The sequence below is a fragment of the Halorubrum sp. SS7 genome, assembly GCF_005435055.1.
Taxonomy (GTDB): domain Archaea; phylum Halobacteriota; class Halobacteria; order Halobacteriales; family Haloferacaceae; genus Halorubrum; species Halorubrum salinarum.
The window spans coordinates 1-2,598 of sequence record NZ_SGXV01000056.1 but is presented as its reverse complement, the minus strand read 5'-3'; the positions used below and the strand labels follow the sequence as shown (position 1 = coordinate 2,598).

Genomic DNA, 2,598 nt, shown 5'->3' with positions numbered 1-2,598 from the left:
GATATACGACCGTAATATAGACCTTGATACAAGAAAGAGACATATGAGATATGCGGGAAATTGGATGACTGCGGTTGATGACCGTATTCTAGAGTATCTATCTGAACACGAATCCGGATCACCTGCGAAAATGAAGCGGGAAGGTCCAATTCGATATTCTCGCCAGCAGGTCCACCGTCGGTGTAAGAAATTGACTGAAAATGGCCTTGTTAAACACTTAGGAAACGGTGTCTACATCATTACTGACGACGGTGAGGCGTACCTCGACGGTCGGCTCGACACCGAGAATTGGACTTACATCGACGACGACAGCGAGACCGTTGAAGCGCAGGACCCGACGAACGGCGAGGCCTCGAATGGAGGCACGACCTGAATGCGCGATTCTGTCCCATGGATGGGCGGTCTCGATGAGCGGATTCTAGAGCGGCTCGCTGATGGAGGCGATGCGGATGCGTGGGAGATCGCGTTCGATATTCGTGGACGGATCAGTAAGAATCGCGTGAGTGACCGGTGCGAAGTGCTGGCGGATGCCGAGCTCGTGGAGCAATACGAGCGCGAGATCGTTGATGGTCGCTTTGAGGTCAAATGGTCGATCACAACATGGGGAGAATTATTCTTGAGCGAAGATGTCGACCCGAGTCTCGATGTGCCCGTGCCGAACCCGCGACCGCCGCATGCGACGCGACCGGACTGGTGGGCAGGATTCTGAGATATATTTTAGAACAATATCATAAACCCGGCAGACGAAGTTAAGATTAATTTACTGGGTTGTGTTTGTATGTTTCAATGACAGACTTAGCTCAATTCAGTGTCACCCCCATTATAGAAGATCCCCACTTGGACCGTGGAGAGGATTTGTATCTTAGTATATATTTCTCTGGAAATGGAGAAATAGAGCATAATAAACTTCATATTCAGTTCCCATTTGGTGATGTATTCAAACAGGGAGGGAGTGAATTTGTTGAAACGGTGATAGATAACGGAGATCTCAACGTGAATAGTGAAAGTTCGTCAGATGTTGGATACTCCATTGGACTGAGTGACTCTCTCTTCGAATATGATATGTCGTCTGATTCATCGGAAGAATTTGGGAGAATCGGTGGTGAAAAAAATCATGGGCATAACCCACCACTGTTAGTTAGGCTAGAAACAAAGAACGATGCTAGACCTGGAAATTATACAATTCCGATTACTTTCACATACCAAGATACAGAAGGGAATATTGGGCAGGATTATAAGGAGGCGTCTTTCCATGTAAACTCTTGGCAGGAGGAAAACGGTACAAAATTAAAACTAATCGCCGTTATTGGAGCTACAGTTACTGTGTTATCATTCATTGGGGGACCGATACTGGATGGGCTAATGTGGCTTTATCAATTGATCGAGTTTGCTATATCATTCTACGGCGGCATTCTTGACCAATTCCACTTCTTCTAGCACCTCCTGTGCCCTAACATCCGATATCGTGAGTAAATACCGATCTCTTGGTAGGTATTCCGTGTTAGCCCTAATTTCTAAGATTCCACCATCCGAGAGGGCTTCGTTGGTACGTAGATTTAGTACTCTTGAACCAGTGTCAAATGTTGAATGTTTGGTACCCCTAACACCTGAATATAGAGGTCCTTCCGATTCGAAATAGATTGGTAAATCCCCACAGGCATTTGGAACGACAAATGTAATCTTTGCGCGGCCTACCAGTCCACTCTCTTCAGAATATATACGGACTAAATCCCTGTTAGAACTGTCTTCATCAGATTCGTCTTCTTCTCCATCTATCAGGGGATCTATCCCAATACTAATTCCGTTTCCAAATCCACCATTTCCAGAGCCATCATTGCCCTCTCCCCAGGAGCCACCGTCAGTAATAGCTGGTGTCTTTATCGAGATCGATTCGACAGGTGCCATTATTTATTAATAACCTCTCTTTCAAATATCTGGGTGATGAATTCTGTATCATCATTGATTTCACCTTTTTCTCCCTGGTTCTGTATGTTAAGGGAGTCATCGGCGTATGTAACCAATATATTCTGTTTATTTCTTTCAAATACGATGTCTGCTCTCTCTACAATATATTCACCCGCTATGTCTGCGAGATTAAGATCGTCAATCTCGCTATGCGAACGTATCTCTCCGTTATACAGAACCTCGACTTCCAACACCTCATCAGCTTCTTTTATGAAATTCCAGATAGCTTGTCTAGTGGGAAACAGACCGGGGTAGATGTCGACATTTTCAGGTAGAATTTTCCCCAGTTTTTGTATGATCTCTCCACTGGATGGCGTATCCGACTCTGTACTCACTAGTATGATGTCGGATCCACTTCGATAGGAAAGTTCTCCGGAGTATTCCCTCTTCACAGACTCATCAAAGGGATTCGTTGTTTCGTATTTGAATTGAGCTTTGAGAATTTGCTGATCGCTATATGGATATTCTTCGAACAGCGGGACAACATCAGTTACCTCGACCGAGGTAATAACGAGTTGTCCGTTCGACAAGCCCGGTAGGGATGACTCCCACTGAGAAAGATCCGAGCTAGCTTTACGGACACTGACCATATCTACGTATTACAATAGGGATATATGGGTCTTTTTACCTCAC

At 45.1% G+C, this 2,598-nt stretch carries 5 protein-coding genes; 3 read left to right on the top strand and 2 right to left on the bottom strand.

Annotation, left to right across the window (positions count from 1 at the left end):
* Positions 1–43: 43 nt before the first annotated feature.
* The 3 genes from EXE44_RS16345 to EXE44_RS16335 all read left to right on the top strand — a co-directional run bounded on the left by EXE44_RS16345 (position 44) and on the right by EXE44_RS16335 (position 1,437).
* Complete coding sequence (locus EXE44_RS16345; RefSeq protein WP_137694916.1) at positions 44–373, top strand: helix-turn-helix transcriptional regulator; 330 nt, start codon at positions 44–46, stop codon at positions 371–373.
* Complete coding sequence (locus EXE44_RS16340) at positions 374–709, top strand: repressor phrH2 (RefSeq protein WP_137706105.1); 336 nt, start codon at positions 374–376, stop codon at positions 707–709.
* A gap of 77 nt (positions 710–786) precedes the next feature.
* Positions 787–1,437 carry a hypothetical protein gene (locus EXE44_RS16335; protein WP_137706106.1) on the top strand — a complete coding sequence of 217 codons (651 nt, stop codon included), beginning with the start codon at positions 787–789 and terminating at the stop codon, positions 1,435–1,437.
* Here the strand turns inward: EXE44_RS16335 and EXE44_RS16330 are convergent.
* Both EXE44_RS16330 and EXE44_RS16325 read right to left on the bottom strand, forming a co-directional pair.
* Positions 1,396–1,905, bottom strand: coding sequence for a hypothetical protein (locus tag EXE44_RS16330; RefSeq protein ID WP_137706107.1), 510 nt, complete (start codon positions 1,903–1,905; stop codon positions 1,396–1,398). The two genes, EXE44_RS16335 and EXE44_RS16330, sit on opposite strands and share 42 nt — an antisense overlap.
* Entirely contained in the window at positions 1,905–2,555 is a 651-nt protein-coding gene (locus tag EXE44_RS16325) for a hypothetical protein (RefSeq protein ID WP_137694919.1), read from the bottom strand. Before EXE44_RS16325 ends, EXE44_RS16330 begins: the two co-directional genes overlap by 1 nt.
* Positions 2,556–2,598: the final 43 nt, after the last annotated feature.